Origin of the sequence: Methylobacterium amylolyticum, from assembly GCF_030700245.1 — a bacterium.
In the GTDB taxonomy this organism is placed as follows: Bacteria; Pseudomonadota; Alphaproteobacteria; order Rhizobiales; family Beijerinckiaceae; genus Methylobacterium.
On sequence record NZ_JAUYZI010000007.1, the window covers coordinates 91,773 to 107,905 of the forward strand.

Here is a 16,133-nt window from a genome sequence, read left to right on the forward strand (position 1 = left end):
TCACGATCGCCGGAACACGACCGAGGCCTTCGCCCAGGTCGGGGGCCAGAGCGGCACGATCTTCACGGCGGGGATCGCCGCGCGCAGCACCAGCAGGTTCATCGGCAGGCCGGGCGAGAACGCCGCCCCCTGGATCGAGAGCGTCCCGGTCGGGACCGCCGCAAGCGGCGTCATCTCGACCAGCAGCTTCTCCTCGCAGGTCGCCGCCGGCATGATGCGGATGCGGGCGCAGACGATGGACTTGTATCCCGCCTGATTGCCGAGCAGCACGGCCGGCTCCGGGTCGGACGCCGTGTCGAACAGCGCGTTGCTCAGCGTCAGTTGGGTGTACTGATAGATGGCGAGCTGGATCCCGCCCATGACCAGCAGGATCACCGGCCAGACGAGCAGCGCGAATTCCACCGCCACGCTTCCGCGCCGGTCCGCCCGCAGACGCCGCACCGGGCGGAGGGCTTGGAGGGTCGGGTGCACGACTCAGCTCGCCGGGCAGTAGTTGCGGCAGATCAGCAGGTTGTCGATCAAGCCGCCGAAGGTGTCCTCGCGTCCCGCCGCCCGCCAGGAGATGCGGTAATTCGCGGTGGCAGGCACGGTGAAGTTGATCACCCGCTCCGTCCAGTAGTTCGACTGGACGCAGACATCGACCATGTTTGCCGCGTTGTAGGTGTAGTTGCCCTGCTTCTCGACGTAAACCTCGATGCGGTTGGTCTGGCCTTCGGTGGTGTAATAGGAGACGGCGCTGTTCGTGGAACCGCAGATCACCGAGTTGCCGATCGACCAGTCCCGGAGCCGCGAAAGGTACTGGTAGCGGATCTGGTAGGTGCCGGCCGGCAGGTTCAGGATCCGCGACATGGTCGAGTTTGACTTGCAGGAGCGGTTGCCGGAATTGGCGGATGTGCCGCAATCGCTGTCGAGCTCTGCGAAGTAGGTGCCGAACAGGATCGTCGTTCCCGAGGTCGAGATCTGGCTGTTGATCTCGATGCCGGCCGCCTGTGTGGTCCAGCCGTTCCAAGTGTTGCTGTTGTTGTAGCCGCCGAGCACGCTCCAACTGTTGGCGCCCACATTGTGGTTGCCCTCGAACGATTCCGAGATGAGCACCTCCGGCATCGACGTCGAGGTCGTCTTGGCAACCGTGGTTGAGATCACCGCGCAGTCCTTCGCGGCAGTGAAGGTCATTTTGATAGTATTGAAAAGCGATGAGAATACCAGATTCTGGTCCCGAGTCGCCTCGACATGAACGCTTGTATCGGTGTTCAGCGTGATCGGCGGCGGGGCGATGGAAATATTCTTGGCAACGAAGTTGCGCTTGGCGATATCCGCGACCATGTCCGGGTAGGTCGTCGTTGTGGAACGCACCGTCACGTCCTGCGGCTTCTGCGCGTTCACGTAGGCCGCGCTCTGGATGCACGACAACTCGACGGCGCTCCACAGGCGCTGGCGGAAGGTGACCGCGCGGGACATCTCGATGGCGCCGCCGATCCCGACCAGCAGGGCGGGCGCAGCGAGGGCCACGATCACGGCGAGGCTGCCGCGCCGGTCGCGTGAGAATGTGCCCCTGCCAGGCATGGGTGTCCCGCTCGGTCCGGTTTCGAGCGGCCGAGGCTAGAGCCCGGAGGCTAACACCCGTTTAAGGTCCAACACGACAATCCTCAGTATCGGCATCACCGATCCGTGAGGCTCCAGCCGGCGCGAAGTCCCGCGCGGCGCGTCACCACATCCGCCGCTCCTCCGCGTCCGGCATCCGCCCGCGCGGGGTCAGGGCGTGGACCACCTCCGGCAGCGCCCGCGCCAGCTCGGCGAGCAGTTGGTCCCGGTCCATGCCCGTCCGGCGTTCCAGCGCGCCCACCGTATCGTCGCCGAGGGCGCGGGCGAGCTGGTCCGGCCCGACCGGGCGGTTGGACCCCGATCCGATCCAGGACTCGATGACGTCGCCCAGCCCACCCTGCCGGAAGCGGTCGACCAGCCCGTCGAGACCTCCGAGATCATCCCCGCGATCGCCCCCGACATCGCGCGGGCCCGTCCCGGCCCGGGCCGGGGCGTCGCCGGGGCCGTCGAGCATGCCGCCGAGATCGTCGAAGCCGCCGCCCGGAAGGTCGGAGCCGGGCTCGTCGCGGCGATCCCCGTACTGATCGTAGCCACCGATATCCCCGCCCGGTCCGCGCCCCGGCGCCGGGCCGTCCCCGGCCGAGCGGTCGGCCTCCGGTCCCGGCTCCCCCCGGTGCCCCCGCCCGAAGATGTCGCCGAACCCGCCGCTCGCCCCCTTGGCCAGCAGCAGCATCAGGAGCGCCTTGACGATCGGCGACATCCCGCCGCCCTGACCGCCCTGGCGGCCGCCGAGCACTTGCCCGAGCACGCCGCCGATCGCCGATTCGAGCAGACCCATCCGTCCCTCCCCGAGGCGGGCGCATCGGCGCCCCGGAGCGACAACGGGGGCCGGGCGCGGCCGGTTGCGCGGCCTCAGCCGCGGGCGCCGAGGCTCCGGGCGAGCGCGCCCAGAGCGCAGCCGGCTCCGTAGGCCGCCACGAGGGCGCAGGCGCTGTCGAGCCACAGGCCGGGGGCGCCCGGCACGAGCCCGGAGACCGCGAGCGCGGCGAGGCCGGCCGCGAGCCCGAGGATCGCCAGCGGCACGCCCGGCCGCTCCGGCCAACCCGCCAGCCAGCCGATCAGGAGACCGAGCACCGTCGCCCCGGCGAGTCCGGGCCACAGCGCGGTGAGCAGCAGGGTCACGGGCGGGCGGTCTCCACGGGGACACGCGTCGGCGCGGCCCGGCTCATGGCAGCAGCGCGAAGGCGGCGCGGCCGGGCGCGGCGTCGGGGCCGGGCGCGACCTGATCGGGCCGGGCCCCGGCCTGGAGCAGGTACTCCACCAGGGCGAGCGCCCGCTGCCGCGGCAGATCGGCGGGCACCTCGGACTCGTCCGGCTTCTTCGCCGCCTCCGGCTTCGGAGCCGGCTTCGCCTTGCGCGCAGCGCCGGGCGCCTTGGCCGGCTCGGGCTTTGCTTCGGTCGGCGCGTCCACCTTCGGCGGCTTCGCCCCGGCGGTCTCAGCAGCCTCGCCCTGACCGGCCGTGACGGCCGGCTGCGGCTTAACCGGGTCGGCGGGCCCCGAAACCGCGATCCGCAGGGCCGGGCAGGCCCTGGCGAGGGCGGCCAGGGCGTCCAGGGTCGGGTAGAAGCCCGCCGCCAGGGCCGCGCTGCCGGCCGGGAAGCGCAGGTCCGCCGCTGCCATCGTAGCGGAGAAGTCCGCGCGGCACGTCGCGGGATCGCGCCGCTCCTCCGGCCTGCGCGGGGCGACCGCGGCCTTGCCGCTCCAGCCGCCGGGCAGGACGGCGGCGAGCGCTTCCGGGGCGCGGGCCGCGCTCTCCGGGTAGAGGCTCTCGCCGGTGAACCGCACCGTCCGGTCCGAGACCGCGATCTCGCCCGCGGCGAGGTTGGCCAGCAGGGGTGCCGTCGCGGCCAGCGCCGCGCCGAGACCGGACGGCGCGCCGTCGGCGATCCGGGTCCGGTCGATCACCGGCTCGCGGAACAGGCGGGGGCGCAGGGCCGCGAGGACGCGCTCGCGCATCTCCCGGTCGGGCAGGTGCCCGCTGACGGTCACGCCGTCGGCGGCGCGCCGGATCGTCACGCGGTAGGGCGAGAGCGGCCGGACGGCGAGATCGACAGATCCCGCCGCGACGCCGGCGGGACGGCCGTCGCGCAGCAGCGCGCGTGCCTCGGGGACGGCGTCGGCGTCGACGGCGTCGCCCGATACGGAGACCGCGCCGTTCGCGTAGGTCACGCGACCGGCCTGGATCAACTCCGCGAGCCGGCCGAGGAACGCCACCAGTTCCGCGACATCGACACCGTCGGGCAGGCCGCGCGCGGTGCGCAGGCGGTCCTCGACGGGCGCGCCCTCGGCGAGCTTGGCGGCCATGGCGTTCGCCATCGTCCGCGCCGCCTCGGCGGGCACGAAGCCGTCGAGGACGAGCCCGGCGGGTGCGCGCTCCAGGACGAGGCGATAATCGGCGATGCGCGGGGGCACCACCTCGACCCGGCCGACGCTGAAGCCGTCCGGCGGCTGCGCCAGCGCCGCGCGCAGGGCGTCGTAGGCCGGCATGTCCAGCGCCTCGCCGGACAGGCTGAGAACCGTGTCGCTGAGCGTCGCCCGGCCGCCCTTGCCGAGCCCCGAGAGCCGCGCCGCGAGGAAAGCGGCCGCCCCGGGGAAGTCGGGGGGCGCCCCGCGGGCGGCGCGGGCGGTGTCGTCGAGGCGCGTGCCGGAGGCCAGCGCGCCGGTCACCTGCACCTCCAGGGCGCGCCGGCCGACCTCCACCGGGCGGCTGCCTTCGAGCGCGACGCTGGCGGGGCCCGTCCGGGTCGCGGACCAGACGAAGGGGGTGGCGGTCTCGACGACGCCGAGTTCGGACACGACCCGTCGCGGCGCGTCGAGGGCGGCGAGTTGCGCCAGAATGCTCTCGCGCTCGACCACGTCTGGCGCCTCGCCCCGGGCCACGAGGTCGCGTCCGCGCGCCTCGACCCGCAGCCAGGGCTCGCCGGTCTCGGTGCCGGTTCCGGCGACGACCTCGGCCCCCTCGGCCTCGACGCGGGCGCCGATGCCGGGCGCGGCCCAGTACGTCGCGGCCACCCAGATCAGCGCCACGGCCGGCAGGCCGGCGAGCCAGCCGGCGCGGCTCAGGGCTCGGGCGGTCGCGTCAGGCAGCGGCACGGGCATCGTCCGGTGGATCTGTCCGCCAAGATCCACCGGCTTTCCGGCAGCATGAAGGCCGGCAGCATCGATGCCGTCTGCCCGGAACGGTCAGCCGTCGCGCAGCATCTCCAGCTCCAGCCAGCGATCCTCCGCCGCAGCCAGCTCGGTCTCGGCCTGAGCCAGGGTCGCCGAGGCCTTGTCGAAGCGGCCGGGATCGCGGGCGTAGAGGTCGGGGTCGTCGAGGATGCCCTTGAGCTGGCGGATCGCCGCCTCCAGCTTCTCGATGCGGCCCGGCAGGGTCTTCAGCTCGTGCTGGTCCTTGAAGCCGAGCTTCGGCTTGCCCGGCGCGGGGCGCTCGCGCGGCTCGGAGCGCTCGGGCTTCGTCTCGGCTTTGGCTCTGCCCGCGGCCGCCCGGGCCTCGACGCCGGATCCGCGCTGGGCGAGCATGTCGGTGTAGCCGCCCGCGTACTCGACCCAGCGCCCCTCCCCCTCCGAGACGAGGACGCTGCCGGTCACCCGGTCGAGGAAGTCGCGGTCGTGGCTCACGAGGATCAGCGTGCCCTCGTACTCGCCGAGCATCTCCTGGAGGAGGTCGAGGGTCTCCAGGTCGAGGTCGTTGGTCGGCTCGTCGAGCACCAGCAGGTTCGAGGGCTGGGCGAGCGCACGGGCGATCAGCAGCCGGTTGCGCTCGCCGCCCGACAGGACGGAGACCGGCGTGCGTGCCTGCTCGGGCGAGAACAGGAAGTCCTTGAGGTAGCCGACCACGTGGCGGCTGCGGCCGTTGACCGTGACGCTGTCGCCGCGCCCGCCGGTGAGCACGTCGCTCACCGTCATGCCCGGCTCCAGGGTCGAGCGGGTCTGATCGAGGAACACCGGCTTGAGATTGGTGCCGAGCACGATGTCGCCCGCATCCGGCGCGCGCTGGCCGGTCAACAGGTTGATCAGGGTGGTCTTGCCCACGCCGTTGGCGCCGACGACGCCGAGGCGGTCGCCGCGCATCACCCGCAGCGACAACCCGTCGACGATCCGGCGGTCGCCGTAGGCTTTGGAGACGCCGCGCGCCTCGATCACGAGGCTGCCGGAACTCTCCGCCTCGCCCGCCTGCATGCTGACCTGCCCGACCGGGCGGCGCAGCTCGCGGCGGCTCTGGCGGAGCGCCTGGAGGTTGCCGAGGCGGCGGACGTTGCGCTTGCGCCGGGCGGTGACCCCGTAGCGCAGCCAGTGCTCCTCGGCGACGATCTTGCGGTCGAGCTTGTGCTGCTCGCGCTCCTCCTCCTCGAAGAAGGCGTCGCGCCATGCCTCGAAGCCGGAGAAGCCCTGCTCGATCCGCCGGGTCTCGCCCCGGTCGAGCCAGATCGTGGCGCGCGACAGGGCCGAGAGGAAGCGGCGGTCGTGGCTGATGAGGATGAGCGCCGCGCGGGTCGCCTTCAGCTCCGCCTCCAGCCACTCGATCGCCGGCAGGTCGAGGTGGTTGGTGGGCTCGTCGAGGAGCAGCACGTCGGGCTCAGGGGCGAGCGCCTGGGCGAGCGCCGCCCGCCGCCCCTCCCCGCCCGAGAGCTTCGTCGGGTCCTCGGCGCCGGTGAGCCCGAGGCTCTCCAGCAGGTAGCGGGCGCGGTGCGTCGCATCGCCCGGCGCCAGCCCGGACTCGACGAAATCGAGGGTGGTGTCGAAGCCGGAGAAGTCCGGCTCCTGCGCGAGGTAACGGATCGTGGTGCCGGGCTGGACGAACAGGCGGCCGCGGTCGGGCTCGACCAGCCCGGCGACGATGCGCATCAGCGTCGACTTGCCGGAGCCGTTGCGGCCGACGAGGCAGGCGCGCTCCCCGGGCGAGATGCTGAGATCGGCCCGGGTGATCAGCGGCGTGCCGCCGAAGGTCAGCGCGGCGTCCTGAAGGGTCAGAAGGGGGGGAGCGGCCATGCCGGGCTTATGGCAGCGGCCGGCACGCTCTTCAAACGCGGCGCGCGGCCCTCACGCGGTGGGGTTGGCCGGGCCGGGCGGACTGATCGTCGGGCCGCCGGGATCGTTCACCGGGATCTCGGGCGGGTGGATTCCGGGGGCTTCGGTGGGCGTCCCGCCGGGAATCTCCGGCGCGGGCCCCGGCGTCGGCACCTGAGGGGGCTCGTAGGGCGTGTCCGGGGCGGGCGTCGGCGCCGGCTGCGGCACTTCGGGGATGTTTCCCGGATCGGACAGGCGGATGTCGGGCATGGCGCGCTCCTCAAGGGTCGGCGGCCTCCTCTCCCGGCGCCGCTCGGTCGAGGCGAACGGGTCCCCATGCCGGATGTTCCGGCTACTTCTTGGTGAGCAGCAGGTTGCCCTCCTTGCTCGCCACCTTCTGGATCTTCTCCGCGAACAGGGCGAGCAGGAACGGCAGCTTCACTTCGAGGCGCACGCTCTCGGCCCCGACGTCGATCGTGCCCGCCACCCGCTGCGTCATGGCCGAGACGCCGAAATCCAGGCGGTCGCCGGTCCAGGCGAGCTGGTCGACGCTGACGCCGCTCTTGGCCAGGAGCGCCCGGGCCTGCTCCGTGCCCTGCTCCAGGCGCCGCTTGGCCTCGTCGCGGCCGAGGTCGTGCGGGATGTCGACGATGAGGGGCTTCGGCATGGGACGGCGACCGGCTGCGGGGTGATACGGCAGCAGATGGGGCCGCCCGGCACCGCGGACAACGGTGACGCCGGGCGGCCCGTCCCATCCGGCGGCAGCGCCGCCCGGATGGCGGCGACCTCCGGATGCCTCAGTTGACGACGTGCAGCGAGACGTAGCTGGTGCCGCCCATGCCGAGCGCCCGGGCGGAACCCCGGGACAGGTCGATGATGCGGCCGCGCACGAACGGTCCGCGGTCGTTGATGCGCACCACCACCGAGCGGCCGGTGCGCGTGTTCTCGACGCGGACGCGGGTGCCGAACGGCAGGGTGCGATGCGCCGCGGTCATCCCGTTCGGATTGAAGCGCTCGCCGCTCGCGGTCCGGTGTCCGCTCCCGTACCAGGAGGCGCCACCGCTCTGTGCGGCGGCGGGCAGGCCGGTCCCGACGAGGGCGGCCAGCATTCCGAGAGTCTTGGCGAACGTGGTGAAACCGGACTTCATACCCAGCGCATTCCCTTTTGTTTTCGTGGGGCGGCGCCAGTCGTGTCCGAACCGGGCCGGAATGTGGCAGGGTTTCTGCGCCGTTTCCGGCCATCATTTCGCCGATTTCGAGCTGGTCATGCCGAAGACATCGAGGATTACATCGGCCGTCACGCGATCGAAATAATCAATATTTGCGGACATTCGCGGCGGCGTATTGGGCAAGTCGACGTCGCGCGCACCTCCGCGGCGCGATGTTCTGCATAATGTCCTAGCTCTGCACGCGGCGAAATGCTGGGTCCCACGTGGCTGCCGTCTCGGCACGATGCTTGGTGCCGGGGTCAGCGAGAGGCGCCTACGCCTCCGCGCGAAGTTCGGTTGCCCAGTCAGGGTTCCCCAGGGCCGGCGATCGACGAGAGGGCGGATGCCGCGACGCCGGCAAAAATTGCAGCCCCAGAACGGGACGCACGCACCGAAAATCGGAGAACGCGGCCTTTACCCTGTCCGACGCATGGTCCCCGGGTCAGTCGCGTAACCGGTGTGTGCCATGGCTTCCCAGCGTACCGTGGCCGCCGACGCCTTCGCCCGGAAACAGGTCTCGCGTGCCGGGCGGCCCGCGTCGGCGCCACGGATGGGTCTCGTACCCAGACCGTCGCCTCTTCAGACCCCGACTCTGCCCCTCGACGACGTGCTCGTCGGGGATTGCATCGCCGCGATGAACGCGCTGCCGGCGAGCAGCGTGGACTGCGTGTTTGCGGACCCGCCCTACAACCTCCAGCTCGGCGAGGCAGGCCTGCTGCGCCCGGACCAGAGCCGCGTCGATGCCGTCGACGACGACTGGGACAAGTTCGCGAGCTTCTCCGCCTACGACGCCTTCACCCGCGAGTGGCTCACCGCGTGCCGCCGGGTGATGAAGCCGAACGCGACCCTCTGGGTGATCGGGTCGTACCACAACATCTTTCGCGTGGGCAGCGCGCTCCAGGATCTCGGTTACTGGATCCTGAACGACATCGTCTGGCGCAAAGCCAACCCGATGCCGAACTTCCGCGGCAAGCGGTTCACCAACGCCCACGAGACGCTGATCTGGGCGTCGCGCTCGGCCGAGTCCAAGGGCTACACCTTCCACTACGAGGCGCTGAAGGGGGGCAACGAAGATCTCCAGATGCGCTCCGACTGGTTCATCCCCCTGTGCACGGGGGAGGAGCGGCTGAAGGATGGCGAAGGCCGCAAGGTCCACCCGACCCAGAAGCCCGAGGCGCTGCTCGCCCGCACCCTGCTCGCGGCCACCAATCCCGGCGACGTGGTGCTCGACCCGTTCTTCGGCACCGGCACGACGGGCGCGGTCGCCAAGCGCCTCGGCCGCCGGTTCATCGGCATCGAGCGCGATCCGGCCTACGCCGCCGCGGCGCGGACGCGGATCGCGGCAGTGGAGCGCCTGTCGCAGGCCGCCCTGCTCGTGGCGCCGGCCAAGCGCGCCGAGCCGCGCGTGCCGTTCCTGTCGGTGATCGAGGCCGGGCACATCCGGCCGGGCGAGACGCTGACCGACGAGCGCCGCCGCTACCGCGCCACGGTTCGGCCGGACGGCCAGCTCGACAACGGCCTCGTGGTCGGCTCCATCCACAAGATCGGAGCGCTGGTCCAGGGCCTGCCGGCCTGCAACGGCTGGACCTTCTGGCACGCCGAGCGGAGCGGCCGGCCGGTGGTCATCGACACCTACCGCGCCGAGTTGCGCGCCGCGATGGGGAGCTGAGCAAATCGGGGTTCCGAAAGGGCGGCGCCCTTTCGCGGGGTGCGGGGCGGAGCCCCGCGCTCCAGGGCTCGGCCCTGAAAACCCGCCGAAGGGCTCGCCCTTCGGGATCCCGGTTCGATCTCAGCGCCGGCGCGCCGGTCGCCGCGCGGACTTCGGCGGCGGCGGCGCAACCGACTCGGCATCCTCGTCGAACATGGCCTCGGCAGGCGGCGTCTGCGGGCGCGGCGCCGGCTTCGGCACCGGCCGCACGGTCGGACGGGGCGGCGGGGGCTCCGGCGGCGGTTCGGCCGCCGCCAGGAGCGGCATCGGCGCCGGCTCGCGCTTCGGCCGGCCGCGCGGCTTCTTCTCGGGCTCCGGCTTCGGATCGAAGGCGTGGGCCAGAACCTTGCGCATCAGGCCGGGCAGCGGCTCCCCGTCGAGGGCGGCGCGCGGGGTGAACCGCGTGCCAGGCGGCGGCACGGTGGCGAGCGCGACGCGCGCGGAGAACACCGTCAGTTCCAGCGGGAAATGCGTGAAGCCGTGGCGGACGAGTCCGGGCAGACGCTTCCAGCGGGCGTCCAGCGGCGCGTCGAGGAGCGCGGCCGCCGGGTCGTAGTCCGACTCCCAGGCACTGCCCGGCGGCTCGGCCATGCTGGCGAGCAAGCCTTCCGGCGGACGGGTCCGCAGCAGCACCGCCTCGTCGCCGCTGCGGATCGCGACGAACACGGCGCCCCGCCGCAGGGCGCCCTTCACCGCGCGGATCTTGCGCGGGAAGCTCTCCTGGGTGCCTTGCGCGCGGGCCCGGCAGGGCGCCATCCACGGGCAGAGGGCGCAGGCCGGGCGCTTGGGCGTGCAGATCGTCGCACCGAGGTCCATCAGCGCCTGCGCGAAGTCCCCGGGGCGTTCCGCCGGGACCAGGGTTTGCGTCAGACGCCGGATCTCCGGCCGGCTCCCCGGCAGCGGCGCCTCGACCGCGAAGAGGCGCGTCATCACCCGCTCGACGTTGCCGTCCACCGCCGCCTCGGCCCGGTCGAAGGCGATCGCCGCGATCGCTCCCGCCGTGTAGGCGCCGATGCCCGGCAGCTTGCGCAGGCCCTCGGCCGTGTCCGGGAACCGTCCGGCCGCGGCGACCGCGCGCGCGCAGGCGTGCAGGTTGCGCGCGCGTGAGTAGTAACCGAGTCCGGCCCAGGCCGACATCACCGCGTCCTCGGGCGCGGCGGCGAGCGCCGCCACGTCCGGGAAGCGCGCCAGGAACGTCGCGTAATACGGCCGCACCGCCGCGATGGTGGTCTGCTGAAGCATCACCTCGGAGAGCCAGACCCGGTACGGGTCGGGCACCTGCCCCGGCAGCGCGCGCCAGGGCAGGACGCGGCGGTGCCGGTCGTACCACACGAGCAGGTCGGCGGCGCGCGGTCCGGGATCGGGTCGCGGGCCCGGGGCGGGGCGGATCGGCATGGGCCAGGGCTGCATAGCGGGCACGGCCCGGCGTTCAAAGGGTCCGAGGCCGCTGCATTCGTCAACGGTCCTGCGCTAACCTGCCGGATGTCGAAGCCGGGGCCCTGGGACGAATGGCGCGCGTCAAACCGCTGGCCGAGCTGATCGAGGGCTGCATCGGGCCGGCCTTCGCCGCGCAGGGCTTCGCCTCGACCGACATCCTGGCCGCGTGGCCCGAGATCGTCGGCGAGCGGCTCGCCCGCTACTGCCGCCCCTCAAAGCTCGAATGGCCGCGGCGGCGGCGGAAATCCGCCGAGGCGCCGGATTCCGGTACGCTGGTGGTGCGCGTCGAGGGCGTGTTCGCCATCGAGTTGCAGCACCTCGCGCCGGTGGTGATCCAGCGCATCAACGCTCATTACGGCTGGGCCTGCGTCGGCCGCATCGTCCTCCAGCAGGATCGGGTCGGCGGCGGCGCGGCGCGGAAGGCGGCGCGCGCCGTCGATCCGGGCCGCCGCGGGGAGGTCGCGCAGGCGGTCGCGCCGATCGCCGACGAGCGCCTGCGCGATGCGCTCGACCGTCTCGGGGTCGCCGCCGTGGCGACCCGCCAAGTGCCCTGACCGCTCCGGACCTGTCGGCCCGCCGCGTTGACCGACCCCGGCAGGCGCCCGCGCGCGAACGCGCCGCCTTGCCACGCGCTGCGTCCGCGGATACCCGGTCAGGCCATCGGAACGGGCCCTCGGGCGGAGGCAGTCACGGCCATGACCACGCGACGCGACGCTTTGAAGATCTCCGGCCTCGCCCTCGGCGCCGGCCTCCTGCCGCGCATGACCGGCTCCGCGCGCGCGGACTCGATCAACGTCGCGGCCCTGATGCAGCCGGGACCGCTGGGCGACGTCTGGCTCGGGCCGGACGATGCCAAGGTGACGATCATCGAGTACGCCTCGATGACCTGCTCGCACTGCGCCGCGTTCCACCGCGACACGTGGCCGGCCCTGAAGGCGCGCTACATCGACACCGGCAAGGTCCGTTTCACCCTGCGCGAGTTCCCCCTCGACCCGCTGGCCACCGCCGCCTTCATGCTGGCGCGCTGCGAGGGCAACAAGATGTACTACCCCATCACCGACCTGCTGTTCGATCAGCAATCCGCCTGGGCGTTCACCCAGAAGCCGGTCGATGCCCTCGAACAGATGCTCCGGCAGGCGGGCTACACCAAGGAGAAGTTCGAGGCCTGCCTGAAGGATCAGAAGATCTACAACGCCGTCAACGGCGTGAAGCAGCGCGGCCTGGAGACCTTCAAGGTCGACTCCACGCCGACCTTCTTCATCAACGGCGAGCGCTTCACCGGCGAGATGACGATCGAGGGGATGGAGAAGGTGATCAAGCCGATCCTGGGAGCCTGATCCGGCGCTCCGGAACCGCCCGGAAAACAGGCCGGACAAACCGCGCTCGAACGACGAAAATAGAGCAAAAACAAAGGGTTGCCGTGAGGCCAGATCGCCTTGACACCCAAGGTAGGCGAAACTATGGTGCGCCGCGCTTGAAGGGGGCGTCCAGCCGGTTCCAGATCCTTCCGCCCCGTGAGTTTTGAGCCGTGAACGGCGACGGAACCAGGGACGGAAACGGGGCCGAGGGCACGCCGCCGGATAGCGACCTTTCCGCGAGGCTCAGACGTCTCGAGACGCAGATCGAACGGAAGCGGCCGCTGGCTGCTCCCGATCCTTCGACGCGCCCTCGGGACACTGGGCGCACCCCGCTGGCGCAGGCGATGACGCTCTCCACGGAGTTCGTCGCGGGCGTGATCGCGGGGGGCATCCTCGGCTGGATCGTCGATCATGTCTTCGGGACGAAACCCTGGGGCCTGATCGTCCTCCTGCTGCTCGGGTGCGTGGCGGGCATCTACAACGTGATGCGCGTGTCAGGCTTTGCCGGCGGGCGTCCCGGACAGCGCGATCGGTAGCAGCCATAAGGCGCGCCGATCACCAGGGGTTGTGAGTCCCGGCGCTGCCGGGCAGCGAGATGCGAGGGCGGGAAACGGGCATGGCGGTCACGATCGACCCGATCCACCAGTTCGAGCTGAAGACGCTCGTGCCGCTCGGCCATATCGGCAGCCAGCAGCTCGCGTTCACCCAGTCGGCCCTGTACATGTTCGCCGCGGTCGGCGTGATCGCGCTGATCACCATCGTCGCGACCGCCTCGCGCGCCGTCGTGCCGGGCCGCATGCAGGCGCTGGCGGAGATCTTCTACGAGTTCATGGAGGACACCCTCCATCAGGCGACCGGCGACGGCGGCAAGAAGTTCATGCCGCTGGTGTTCTCGCTGTTCATGTTCGTGCTGGTCCTGAACCTGTTCGGGATGATCCCCTACGCCTTCGCGGTCACCAGCCACCTGATCATCACCTTCGGGCTGGCCGCCCTGGTGATCTCGGTGGTCGTCGGCTACGGCGTCTACAAGCACGGCGCACACTTCTTCGGCCTGTTCGTCCCGTCGGGGGTGCCGAAGGTGCTGCTCGGCATCCTCGTGCCGATCGAGGTGATCTCGTTCATCTCGCGGCCGATCAGCCTCTCGGTCCGTCTGTTCGCCAACATGCTGGCCGGCCACATCGCGATGAAGATCTTCGCCTTCTTCGTGGTGCAACTCCTTCTCGCCGGCGCCTGGAGCGTGCTATCGCCCCTGCCGCTGTTCCTGACGATCGCCCTGACCGCCCTCGAATTCCTGGTCGCGGCGCTCCAGGCCTACGTCTTCGCGACGCTGACGGCGATCTACCTCAACGACGCCCTTCACCCCGGCCACTGACGGTCGGCTCCACCCGCCGCGAACGTCGCGCACGTTTTTCGCAAAGAAGAGACCTCAGGAGATATCATGGATCCCGTCGCTGCGAAGTACATCGGCGCCGGCCTCGCCTGCCTCGGCATGGCGGGCGCGGGCATCGGCCTCGGCAATCTGTTCGGTCAGTTCCTCGCCGGCGCCCTTCGCAACCCCTCCGCTGCCGACGGCCAGCGCGCCACCCTGCTCCTGGGCTTCGCCCTCACCGAGGCGCTCGGCATCTTCTCGCTGCTGATCGCCCTCCTCCTCCTGTTCGCCGTCTGAGGCGCACTCCGGGGGTCGCGGCGACGCGGCTCCCGGCCGGGCGGCCTCGGCCGCCGCTTCGCGGGTGAGCGTCCGGCGCCTGGGCGCGGGCGCTCACCGTGTTTCTGCACCGCCGCCGCGGTGCCCTCTCGGACGGTGTCATGGCGCAGCCCAACCCCCTCACAACGCCGCCTCCGGGCGCCGACACACAGATCGTGCCGGGCCATACCGAGCACGCCAACAGCCACACCGGCGCCTTCCCGCCCTTCGAGAGCTCCGGCTTCCTGGCGCAGCTCATCTGGCTCGCCCTCGCCTTCGGGCTGCTCTACTACCTGATGGACAAGATCGCGCTGCCGCGGATCCAGGCCATCCTGCACAACCGCGCCGAGCGGCTGCGCTCGGATCTGGACCAGGCGCAGGCGATGAAGTCCGAGGCCGACGCCGCGGGCGTGGCCTACGAGACCGCGCTGAGCGACGCGCAGGCCAAGGCGCGCGACATCGCCCAGGCCACGCGCAACGACCTCGCCGCCGAGGCCGACGACAAGCGGAAGTCGCTCGAAGGCGACCTGAACGCCAAGCTCGCAGCCGCCGAGGCGACCATCCGCAGCCGCACCGAGCAGGCCATGGGCAACGTCCGCGAGATCGCCGGCGACACGGCCGCGGCGATCGTCGAGCGCCTGACCGGGCAGGCTCCCGACCGGGCGAGCCTCGACCGCGCCCTCGACGCCACCGCACACTGACGGGGACGGTTCATGCTGCTCGAAGCGGAATTCTGGGTCGCCGTCGCCTTCTTCGTCTTCATGGCGATCGTCTGGAAGGTCGGCGGCTTCACGACGATGACCAAGGGGCTCGACGGGCGCGCCAACCGCATCCGCCACGAACTCGACGAGGCCAAGCGCCTGCGCGAGGAGGCCGCCGCCGTGCTGGCCGACTACAAGCGCCGCCGGACCGAGGCCGAGCGCGAGGCGGAGACGATCGTCGCCAACGCCCGCGAGGAAGCGCAGCGCGCCGCCGACGAGGGGCACCGCAAGCTCGACGAGTTCCTCGCCCGCCGGACCAAGGCCGCCGAGACGAAGATCGCGCAGGCCGAGGCCCAGGCCGAGGCGCAGGTTCGCGCCGCCGCCGCGGAGGCTGCGGTCCGCGTCTCCGAGACGATCCTGCGCGAGCGGATGCAGGGCGAGGCCGCCCAGGGACTGATCCGCTCCAGCCTCGGCGAGATCCGCACCCGCATGCGCTCCTGACGGGCGCGTCCCTCCGATCCGAAAAGCCGCCTCCGGGCGGCTTTTTTCGTTCCAAGGCGGATGGAGGTCTCAGCCTTTCAGGAAGTCCAGGAGGTCGGCGTTCAGGCGATCGGCGTGGGTGAACGGCACGGCGTGCGATGCACCCTCGTAGACCGCGAGCCGGGCCCCCGGGATCGCGGCGGCCGCCGCCTTGCCGGAGACGGGAAACGGCACGGTCTCGTCGGCGTCGCCGTGCACCACCAGGGTCGGCACCCGGAAGGCGGCCATGTCGGCGCGGAAGTCGGTCTCGCCGAAGGCGCGCACGCAGTCGACCGTGGCCTTCGGCGATGCCAGCATCGCGAGGTTCCCGGTCCACTGGATCAGCTCGGCCGACACCGGCGAGGAGAAGACCCCGGCGCCGAAGAACGTCTTGGCGAAATTGGCGAGGAAATGCGGGCGGTTCTTCTTGAGGCCGTCGATCATGCCCGCGAACACCGCGGCGTCGACACCGTCGGGGTTGTCGGCGGTCTTGAGCAGGTACGGCGGCACCGCCGAGATCAACGCCGCCCGGGTGACGCGGGCCCCGCCGTGCCGGCCCATGTAGCGGGCGATCTCGCCGCCGCCCATCGAGAAGCCCACCAGTGCCACATCCTGAAGGTCGAGACCGTCGAGCACGGCCTTCAGGTCGTCGGCGAAGGTGTCGTAGTCGTAGCCCGCCCAGGTCTGGTCGGAGCGCCCGAAACCGCGCCGGTCGTAGGCGATGGTGCGGAAGCCCGCCTCGGTCAGCGCCGGCTGCTGGTACTCCCACATGTCGGCATCGAGCGGCCAGCCGTGGATCAGCACCACCGGCCGTCCGCGTCCCCAATCCTTGTAGAACAGCCGCGCGCCGTCCCGGGCCTCGATGAAGGGCATCGCCATCGCTCCGTCGAAAGCGTGTCAACGGC

General features: G+C 71.6%; 19 protein-coding genes. 8 read left to right on the forward strand and 11 right to left on the reverse strand.

The genetic code is table 11. The annotated features are described in order from the left end of the window. The 9 genes from Q8W71_RS07560 to Q8W71_RS07600 all read right to left on the reverse strand — a co-directional run bounded on the left by Q8W71_RS07560 (position 1) and on the right by Q8W71_RS07600 (position 7,722). Positions 1 to 471: a TadE/TadG family type IV pilus assembly protein gene (locus Q8W71_RS07560; protein ID WP_305524728.1), complete on the reverse strand. Its 471-nt coding sequence runs from the start codon at positions 469 to 471 to the stop codon at positions 1 to 3. A gap of 3 nt (positions 472 to 474) precedes the next feature. Beyond that, positions 475 to 1,563, reverse strand: a complete 1,089-nt coding sequence (locus tag Q8W71_RS07565; RefSeq protein ID WP_305524729.1) for a TadE/TadG family type IV pilus assembly protein — start codon at positions 1,561 to 1,563, stop codon at positions 475 to 477. 142 nt (positions 1,564 to 1,705) lie between these two features. After that, entirely contained in the window at positions 1,706 to 2,380 is a 675-nt protein-coding gene (locus tag Q8W71_RS07570) for a YidB family protein (RefSeq protein ID WP_305524730.1), read from the reverse strand. Positions 2,381 to 2,454: 74 nt separating this feature from the next. After that, positions 2,455 to 2,724: a hypothetical protein gene (locus Q8W71_RS07575; RefSeq protein ID WP_305524731.1), complete on the reverse strand. Its 270-nt coding sequence runs from the start codon at positions 2,722 to 2,724 to the stop codon at positions 2,455 to 2,457. A gap of 43 nt (positions 2,725 to 2,767) precedes the next feature. Then, complete coding sequence (locus Q8W71_RS07580; protein ID WP_305524732.1) at positions 2,768 to 4,696, reverse strand: hypothetical protein; 1,929 nt, start codon at positions 4,694 to 4,696, stop codon at positions 2,768 to 2,770. A gap of 90 nt (positions 4,697 to 4,786) precedes the next feature. Then, a complete protein-coding gene (locus Q8W71_RS07585; RefSeq protein WP_305524733.1) occupies positions 4,787 to 6,595 on the reverse strand; it encodes an ATP-binding cassette domain-containing protein in 1,809 nt (602 codons plus the stop codon). Positions 6,596 to 6,646: 51 nt separating this feature from the next. Continuing rightward, positions 6,647 to 6,883, reverse strand: coding sequence for a hypothetical protein (locus Q8W71_RS07590; RefSeq protein ID WP_305524734.1), 237 nt, complete (start codon positions 6,881 to 6,883; stop codon positions 6,647 to 6,649). Positions 6,884 to 6,965: 82 nt separating this feature from the next. Beyond that, complete coding sequence (locus Q8W71_RS07595; RefSeq protein WP_305524735.1) at positions 6,966 to 7,280, reverse strand: polyhydroxyalkanoic acid system family protein; 315 nt, start codon at positions 7,278 to 7,280, stop codon at positions 6,966 to 6,968. Positions 7,281 to 7,410: 130 nt separating this feature from the next. Beyond that, positions 7,411 to 7,722, reverse strand: coding sequence for a septal ring lytic transglycosylase RlpA family protein (locus Q8W71_RS07600; protein ID WP_305524796.1), 312 nt, complete (start codon positions 7,720 to 7,722; stop codon positions 7,411 to 7,413). A 565-nt stretch (positions 7,723 to 8,287) separates the two neighbouring features. Between Q8W71_RS07600 and Q8W71_RS07605 the strand changes: the two genes are divergently transcribed. After that, entirely contained in the window at positions 8,288 to 9,490 is a 1,203-nt protein-coding gene (locus Q8W71_RS07605; protein ID WP_305524736.1) for a site-specific DNA-methyltransferase, read from the forward strand. Between the two features lie 120 nt (positions 9,491 to 9,610). Here Q8W71_RS07605 and mutY read toward each other — a convergent pair whose 3' ends face one another. Further along, entirely contained in the window at positions 9,611 to 10,924 is a 1,314-nt protein-coding gene (gene mutY, locus Q8W71_RS07610; RefSeq protein WP_305524737.1) for an A/G-specific adenine glycosylase, read from the reverse strand. Between the two features lie 113 nt (positions 10,925 to 11,037). Here mutY and Q8W71_RS07615 point away from each other — a divergent pair, with 113 nt between their 5' ends. The 7 genes from Q8W71_RS07615 (at position 11,038) to Q8W71_RS07645 (ending at position 15,210) form a co-directional block, all read left to right on the forward strand. Continuing rightward, positions 11,038 to 11,520, forward strand: a complete 483-nt coding sequence (locus tag Q8W71_RS07615; RefSeq protein ID WP_305524738.1) for a DUF721 domain-containing protein — start codon at positions 11,038 to 11,040, stop codon at positions 11,518 to 11,520. A gap of 141 nt (positions 11,521 to 11,661) precedes the next feature. Then, positions 11,662 to 12,303, forward strand: a complete 642-nt coding sequence (locus tag Q8W71_RS07620) for a DsbA family protein (protein WP_305524739.1) — start codon at positions 11,662 to 11,664, stop codon at positions 12,301 to 12,303. Between the two features lie 191 nt (positions 12,304 to 12,494). Then, entirely contained in the window at positions 12,495 to 12,860 is a 366-nt protein-coding gene (locus Q8W71_RS07625) for an AtpZ/AtpI family protein (RefSeq protein ID WP_305524740.1), read from the forward strand. 80 nt (positions 12,861 to 12,940) lie between these two features. Then, the gene (locus Q8W71_RS07630; protein WP_305524741.1) at positions 12,941 to 13,696 is read left to right on the forward strand and encodes a F0F1 ATP synthase subunit A; all 756 of its coding nucleotides are present in this window, start codon (positions 12,941 to 12,943) and stop codon (positions 13,694 to 13,696) included. A 66-nt stretch (positions 13,697 to 13,762) separates the two neighbouring features. Continuing rightward, positions 13,763 to 13,990, forward strand: coding sequence for a F0F1 ATP synthase subunit C (locus Q8W71_RS07635; protein WP_007566773.1), 228 nt, complete (start codon positions 13,763 to 13,765; stop codon positions 13,988 to 13,990). Between the two features lie 140 nt (positions 13,991 to 14,130). Beyond that, positions 14,131 to 14,709 carry a F0F1 ATP synthase subunit B family protein gene (locus Q8W71_RS07640; protein WP_305524742.1) on the forward strand — a complete coding sequence of 193 codons (579 nt, stop codon included), beginning with the start codon at positions 14,131 to 14,133 and terminating at the stop codon, positions 14,707 to 14,709. Between the two features lie 15 nt (positions 14,710 to 14,724). Further along, positions 14,725 to 15,210 carry a F0F1 ATP synthase subunit B family protein gene (locus tag Q8W71_RS07645; protein WP_305524797.1) on the forward strand — a complete coding sequence of 162 codons (486 nt, stop codon included), beginning with the start codon at positions 14,725 to 14,727 and terminating at the stop codon, positions 15,208 to 15,210. A gap of 69 nt (positions 15,211 to 15,279) precedes the next feature. Here the strand turns inward: Q8W71_RS07645 and Q8W71_RS07650 are convergent, their stop codons facing one another. Beyond that, complete coding sequence (locus Q8W71_RS07650; RefSeq protein ID WP_305524743.1) at positions 15,280 to 16,101, reverse strand: alpha/beta fold hydrolase; 822 nt, start codon at positions 16,099 to 16,101, stop codon at positions 15,280 to 15,282. Positions 16,102 to 16,133: the final 32 nt, after the last annotated feature.